The sequence below is a fragment of the Actinotignum timonense genome, assembly GCF_900155575.1.
Taxonomy (GTDB): domain Bacteria; phylum Actinomycetota; class Actinomycetes; order Actinomycetales; family Actinomycetaceae; genus Actinotignum; species Actinotignum timonense.
Genome location: NZ_LT706966.1, coordinates 699,917 through 706,933 on the forward strand (window position 1 = coordinate 699,917; position 7,017 = coordinate 706,933).

Below are 7,017 nucleotides of genomic sequence, written 5' to 3' on the forward strand. Positions count from 1 at the left end.
GAGCATTAGCTCTCTTCTTCCTCCCGGACGCTGGGCCGCGGCGGCGCGGGGATGTGCCGCTCATCCCGCGCGCCCTGGCTCAGCGTCCCGCTGAGGAGGAGCACCGTGATGCCGGCGAAAGGCACCACGCACAGGCCGGTGCGCAGCCCAAACGTATCGGCCACCATCCCCACAATCGGCGGAGACACCAGGAAACCGATGCGCATAAGCCAGGAAATCGCGGTCAGGCCCGTGCCCGGCTTGAGGCCAGGAAGTTCGTCGGCTTGCTGGATCGCGGCCGGCACCAGCGTGGCCGAACCAAAACCGGCCACCGCGAAACCGGCAATCGTGCCAAGCACGCTCGGGAACAGCAGCGCCAGCCCCATCCCCGCGGTAATGAGCGCCGCCCCGCCCTGGGCCACGGTGCGCCGCCCGAAGCGATCCACCAGCCCATCGCCCAGCAGCCGCCCCACAAATTGCGAGCCGACCAAACCCACATAACCCGCGGCAGCCAACCCGCCCGCAGCACCGAGCTGCCCCACATACAACGTCGCCCAACTCGACCCAGCGTCCTCAATCAGCCCGCCCATCGTGGCAATGAGCACCAGCGCACCCAGCATCGCCACGGTCCGAAGCGTGAGAGGCCCCGAAGTCCCGGACGACTCGCTTGACCCGGTGGGCTCGGCTTCTTGCGTGGCCGCATTAAGGGCCGACGACGACGCCACTTCCCCCGCATCGCCTGCCCCGCCACCAACGTGACCTGCAGAAGTACCGCTTGGCCCGGGGTCTGCGGCGTCGTTCCCAGGTAAACAGAAGCGCCGGGCCACCAACGCAACCACGGCCCACAGTATTCCGGACAGCACCATATGCGTGGGCACCGATAATCCGATCCCGATCGCGGCAGCGGACATGAGGCCGCCGCTCATCGCGCCCACGGACCAGGTGGCGTGGAAGGTGTTAATAATTGAGCGCCCGTAGTGGCGCTGGACCCGCAGGCCGTGCGCGTTTTGGCCAACGTCCGTGGCGGCATCGCAGGCGCCGCCGAGAAACATGCCGGCCGCGAAGAAGATTCCCGTGGGGCCCACGCCCGCCATAATAAGGCCGAGCGCGGTGAGCAGCGTGCCGGCCACCGCCACCGGCGCGGAACCGAATTTTCGGATGAGCGGCGCGGCAAATACACCTGCGATGATGCCGCCGGCCGGGAAGGCCGCGAGCGCGAGGCCGTACACGGCGTTGTCGAGCTCGTGGATCCGCTTGATTTCGGGGAAGCGTGGCACGATATTGGCGAAAATGGCGCCGTTGGTGAAGAAGAGCGCGCTCACCGCCAGGCGGGCATGGTGCAATTGGGTGGCGGTGTAGTGGCGTGAACTCGGCGGGCGCCGGCGCCGGGAAACGTGCTGCGTTGTCACAACTATCCTTTGCGTGCGGATCTTATGCATGCGGTGTTAACGCTTCCACCCTACCGAGAAAAGCGGGGCCGCGGGCTCGCTGCAACGTGCATAACTGCACGGCAGAAAAACCCGCGGGCAGCGCTCAGGAAGAACGCCACCCGCGGGTTTACTACCCGGCCGCAGCCCGGTTTAGATCTTCTGCCCTACTCGTGGCTTGAGCACAAATGCCGTTAGCAATCCGAGGATGGCTATCCCGACCGAGATGAGCACGGCTGTCCTGAATCCTTCGAAGGTTCCAACAAAGGGAGCGACGATGGAAATACCCAAACTCGCACCAATGCCGAAGGCTGCGCCGTTGAATCCTGGAAGTGAACCCGGAGCCTCTGGCGGAGCAAGGAGTACGCCAAGCCCATTTACCATTGTGAGAATCATGCCGTTGTAACTCACACCCAGCAGGAAGATCATGGCACAAACCACCCACCGCGAGTCGAGATACAAATAGATCACTACCATCGCGGCAATTGATATAGCCATGCCCACGCGAAGTACGGTGAGCCATCCGATTTTCCCTGCCAACCGTCCTGATATAGGCGCCGCAATGAGACCTACCATTGCCGGCGGCATGAGGAAAAGCAATGCGGCAGTACCCGCATCCAGCCCGTAACCAACGTCAGTACTCTGAGCAAAAATCGCGACCGTAAAGTTAATGACGGCGAATACTGAGGATAGCGCGAACAACGTGGTCAGAATCAACGGCCACACGTGGCGCGATCCGAGATGCTCCATCGCAAACAAGGGTGATTCGCTGCGGACCTCGATAATGTAGAAGGCTGCCGCTGACACCACAGTTCCGGCGAAGAAGCCAATAGCTGGAACGGAGAGCCAACCGTGCGATCCTCCGAATGTGACAAAATATGTCAGCATAATCAGTGTGATCGACATCGCTGCCGAACCGCCCCAATCCATTTTGCCGCTGCCTGCCCTCTCATGTTCAGTAGAAATTCCCCGATTGATAAGGATCGCAGCAAGCACTACCAAAACGGCAATGAGGATGAATAGAGACCGGAAGCCCCACTTCTCCACCATCACTCCACCGAGCCAGCCATCCAGCCCACCGACGCCACCGTTGATCGCAGTAATAAAACCCATCATCGTGCCGAAGGTCTTTGCGGTCACGGATTCACTCAGAATCATGTACGTCAGCTGGAATGTTGCACCCGAGGCACCCTGCAAAACGCGCCCGACCATAAATATTGTAAAGTTCGGTGCAACCGCGCAGATGATTGTGCCTACAAGTAAAACAAGCAGCACATAGATGAGCATCTTCTTCCTGCCAATAAAATCACTCCAGCGGGTAAGAACCACACCGGCAATTGATCCGGCAAGAAAGAACAGGGACGAGACTAAGCCAACAGTCGATTCACTGATCGCATAGCTCTCACCGATATTCGGCAAAGCCGGAGTGATCATGCTCGCGTTAAGTTGATAAGACAACACCGCCGTAATGAGCGTGACCATAAGCGCAAAAAGTGCTTTTCCTGAATACAGATCGGTACTTGGCGATACCGATGCGCCTTCGGCGGGTTTGTTCTCTCGTTCGTCCATGCTGACCTCACTTATTAGATGGATTGGCTCTACCTGAGCGAGTTCAAGATCGTCTGGAAGAATGCTTCCTGGTCGATCTCGTGGACAACACGGGCGTTAGGTTGCTTACCGGATCGATTGACAACATCGACAAACATGTATCCCCGCGTAAGTTCGGAATCAGCCTCAACATCGACGAAATATTCTTCGGCGCGAGTAATGATGTCCGGATTTACGGCGACGGCGGCCGCGAGAGAATCTGGATGCGTTGATCCCTCAACTCCGTGCGTCTTCTCTACGTATTTAACAGATACAGCATTTGCCTTCGTGAAGAATTCCGATTGCGGAGTCTTCAGATCCTCAATTTCTTTTAGCTGCTTACGGGAGAGCCGGCCTTGGCGCATCGTGAGATCCCAGGTCAAGATCGTTATCTTGAAACCAGCCTGGAGCACGAGCTTGGCAGCCTCAGGATCATGCCAGAAATTCGCTTCTGCTGCTGCGGTGACGTTACCCGGACCATACGGGCTCTGGCCACCCATGATGTACAAATGCTTGACCTTCTCCGGAAGAGAACGATCCATGGAAACAGCCGTGGCGATATTAGTCAGAGGAGCCTGCGCAACAATGCTGATCTCTCCCGGGTTCTCATTAATAATTCGGATGAGGGCATCCACGGCATGTTCGGATTCTGGTTGTTGCTGCGGGTCGGGGAAACCAACATCCCCAAAACCGTCTTTTCCGTGTACGTATGACGAATCGTCATGCGGGACAATCAGGGGCAACCTGCATCCCTTGTAGACCGGAACTTTGTAGTCAAGGTCTGCCACTTCGATGGTATAGAGGGCGTTTTTGACCATCTGATCGAATTCGATATTGCCGTAGTTGATAGTGACAGCTTCAACCCGAGTTTCCGGGTGACGCAGGCCAATCATGAGTGCAAAGGCATCATCTTGGGCAGTATCGGTGTCATGAATGAGTCGTATCATTTTATTTCTCCCTGTTTTACAACGTCGTAAGGGGGCGGACTGCGCATCATTGCGCAGGAATACAGATTTTTATCTGTATGGACAAGTGTATACAACTTGTTGCGAATCTACAATATGGGTGTTATGAGCAGAGTTCGAAGGTGTGTTGATTCCCGACAAACGCCGGTTCGAATTTCTTGGCAGCAGTCAACCTACACTAGTAACTTTCGTGGCCGTTTTCCCCGGTCACAATGGCAACCGAGTTCGAGGATCCCACCAGGGCCGCTCCGGCCCGGATCAACGATAGTGCGTGGTCAAAGGTGGAGATGCCGCCCGACCCCTTGATGAGAACGCCCGCGGGCGCCAGGCTTTTCAGGAATTTAATCGATTCAACGCTCGCCTTTTCCACCGAACCGGAAGACGCATTTTTGAGGTATTTCGCGCCGGCTTCCACGGAGAGTTCCACCGCGGCGCGGCGTTCGGCCTCGGTGAGGAGCGGCAGTTCGAGCATCACTTTAACGGGCACACCCGCGGCGACGACGCCGGCAATATCCTCGCGGAACTTGTCATATTCGCCGTCCTTGAGCCACCCGATCTGCACCCCGATATCAATTTGGGTGGCGCCGGCCTTCACCAGCGCTTCGGCTTCCGCGGCTTTCCCGGCCGAGGTCATCACCCCGGTGGTCGGGAAATCGAGCGCGGAGGCCACCTCGATCCCGGTACCTTCCAGCACCTTCGCGGTAATGGGCACCTGGGATCCGGCAACCATCGCCGCGTTGAATCCATATTCAATGGCCTGCTCCGCGTGCCGGATCGATTCGGCCCGCGTGGTTCCGATCTTAATGAGTGTGTGTTGAATATACGGGGCTAAATCGCGCGGATTCGTCATAGCTTCCGGCGCGATACGCGTGGGTTTTTCCATTATTTATCCTTCCGTTCGGATTGTTATGAGTTACGTGGAAGTACGACGGCGCAGCGTTCGGCACCGAAGCGGGTGTGAAGATCATCAATGCTGGGTATACCCGGCAGCACTCCTTCCGCTTCTACGGTAACAGAGCCAGCGCAATTCGCGAAGCGAGCCGCCTCCGCGGGCTTTGCCCCGCAGGTGAGGGCCGCCGCGAGCGCCGCGTTCGTAGCATCGCCAGCCCCGGTGGTATCCACAACAGCGCGGGGCGTCTCAGCTGGGATTTTCTGCGGCTGGCCCCCGCTTTCGCACACATAGCAGCCCTCCGCTCCGTGGGTGAGCACCACGGTGCACTCCAGGGCTTGGGCGATGCGGGCGGTTTTTTCTTGGGGCGGAAGGGCCGCGAGCGTGGTGGCGGCGTCGTCGTTCCCCAACATCTGCAAGAGAGCGAGCGCTTCCGTTTCGTTCGGCGTGATGACGTCGACCTGGCGTAACACGTGTTCGGGCAGGCGCGGCACCGGGGCCGGGTTGAGGATGACGCGCGCCCCGGCCGCGCGCCCGAAGGTAATCGCGCGCGCTACGCTAGGCGCGGGAATTTCGCAGGAAATAAGGACGGTATCCGCGCTTTCAAATATGGCGGCGTGCGCGCCGATATCTGCCGGGCTGAGCTGGTCTAAAACCCCGTTGGCGAGGATAATGCGATTTTCTCCGGTGGCGTCCGTGATAATCGCACCGACCATGGTGACGCCTTCTTTGGTGACGACGGCGGAGGCGTCCACGCCCTCGGCCGCCCACATCTCGCGCGCGGCGTGGGCGTACCAATCCGAGCCGACGGCGGTGAGTAAGCTAACCGGGATTCCCAGCCGAGCCACCCCGACTGCCTGGTTGGATGCTTTGCCGCCGTGTTCCTGGCTGAAGCGCGCCCCGGAGATGGTTTCTCCATCCGCGGGCGGGCGCTCGGTGAAAAATGACAGGCCGACGCCGTAGCCGCCGACAACAAGTATTCGCATTGCTCCCCCTTGAACTCGTGCGTTAAGGCGAGGGTAGCAGTGTGAACAAGTATATACAAGTAGGTACAGCTAGTGGACAGGTTTAGGACGGCGCGCGGGCGGCCGGCCGTGGGTTCGGGGGTGACCACGCGACAACGGGACGTGCCGCAACGGGACGCCCGCCGCAACGGGCACCCCGGAAAGCGCGCAGCCTTTACGACGGCAGCGGGGTGCGGTGCACGATGGAGTGAATCCGCAGGCGGTCCGGGCGGATCCAGATGCGCGAGGTTTCTACCGGGCGGTCGGAGGCGTCGTAGGTGACCTGTTTCATGTCGATGAGTGGGAAGCCGTGTGGAACGGCGAGGATGAGCGCGAGGTTGCGGTCGGCCCCGACGGCGGAGATGGTGCGGCTGCCGTGGGAGAGGGCGATGCCGAGGCCGTTTTCCAGGGTGCCGAAAAGGGAATTCGCCTCGTAATCCTGTTTGACGAGGACGGCGCGTTCCGCGCAGAGCGGGGGGAGGATCACCCAATTATCGAGGAGGGTGATGGAGCCTTCGGCATCGCCACGCATGCGGCGCAGGTGGAAAATATTGCCGTCTACTCCCAGAGCGGCGGCAATCGGGGGCGGGGCGGGGATAACTTCCTGGGCGAGCACCCGGGTGGTGTAGTCGATGCCGCGCTGCTCAAGTTCTTCGGCGAGGGTGGTGAGGGAGGAGGTGAGCGGGGAGCGCACAATATCGTGGGCGATGAAGGTGCCGCGCCCGCGCACCCGCACCAGCAGACCTTCGTCGATGAGCTGGTCCACGGCTTTGCGCAGGGTCCCCCGGGCCACATTGAGCTGTTCGGCGAGGGTGATTTCCATGGGGAGCTGGTCGCCGCGGCGCCACGCGCCGGTGCTCACTTGTTCACGCATCCAGGTGGCGAGCTGCCGAAAAATCGGAGTGGGGGCATTGCGGTCAAGGCCCGGGGACTCGGTGTGCATGGTTCCTCACCATCGCTTCCTGGACGTCTATGTTCGGATACATGTTCGGATCCGGGCTGCTTTGCCCGGCATCTCTAGGGTACCGCGCGGCCTGGGAGGGCGCTGGAAAGCGCCTGATGGTGGGCTGGCGGGGCGGGAGGCGCGGGGGGCACGCGCGCGAGGTGCGGGCGGACGTTTCCCGTCACCGCCACTATCGCTCAGGGGTGGGGTGCGAAGCGCGGCG

General features: G+C 60.3%; 6 protein-coding genes. All 6 read right to left on the minus strand.

Annotated elements, in window-relative coordinates:
- Positions 1-5: 5 nt before the first annotated feature.
- On the minus strand, positions 6-1,388 hold the full coding sequence (locus CZ322_RS02925; protein WP_234984435.1) for an MFS transporter: 1,383 nt from the start codon (positions 1,386-1,388) through the stop codon (positions 6-8).
- A 171-nt stretch (positions 1,389-1,559) separates the two neighbouring features.
- Entirely contained in the window at positions 1,560-2,975 is a 1,416-nt protein-coding gene (locus CZ322_RS02930) for an MFS transporter (RefSeq protein ID WP_087070144.1), read from the minus strand.
- A 29-nt stretch (positions 2,976-3,004) separates the two neighbouring features.
- Entirely contained in the window at positions 3,005-3,940 is a 936-nt protein-coding gene (locus CZ322_RS02935) for a nucleoside hydrolase (RefSeq protein ID WP_087070145.1), read from the minus strand.
- Between the two features lie 196 nt (positions 3,941-4,136).
- The gene (gene deoC, locus CZ322_RS02940) at positions 4,137-4,841 is read right to left on the minus strand and encodes a deoxyribose-phosphate aldolase (RefSeq protein WP_087070146.1); all 705 of its coding nucleotides are present in this window, start codon (positions 4,839-4,841) and stop codon (positions 4,137-4,139) included.
- A 23-nt stretch (positions 4,842-4,864) separates the two neighbouring features.
- Complete coding sequence (locus tag CZ322_RS02945) at positions 4,865-5,833, minus strand: ribokinase (RefSeq protein ID WP_087070147.1); 969 nt, start codon at positions 5,831-5,833, stop codon at positions 4,865-4,867.
- A 193-nt stretch (positions 5,834-6,026) separates the two neighbouring features.
- The gene (locus CZ322_RS02950; RefSeq protein WP_087070148.1) at positions 6,027-6,794 is read right to left on the minus strand and encodes a GntR family transcriptional regulator; all 768 of its coding nucleotides are present in this window, start codon (positions 6,792-6,794) and stop codon (positions 6,027-6,029) included.
- Between the last annotated feature and the right edge of the window lie 223 nt (positions 6,795-7,017).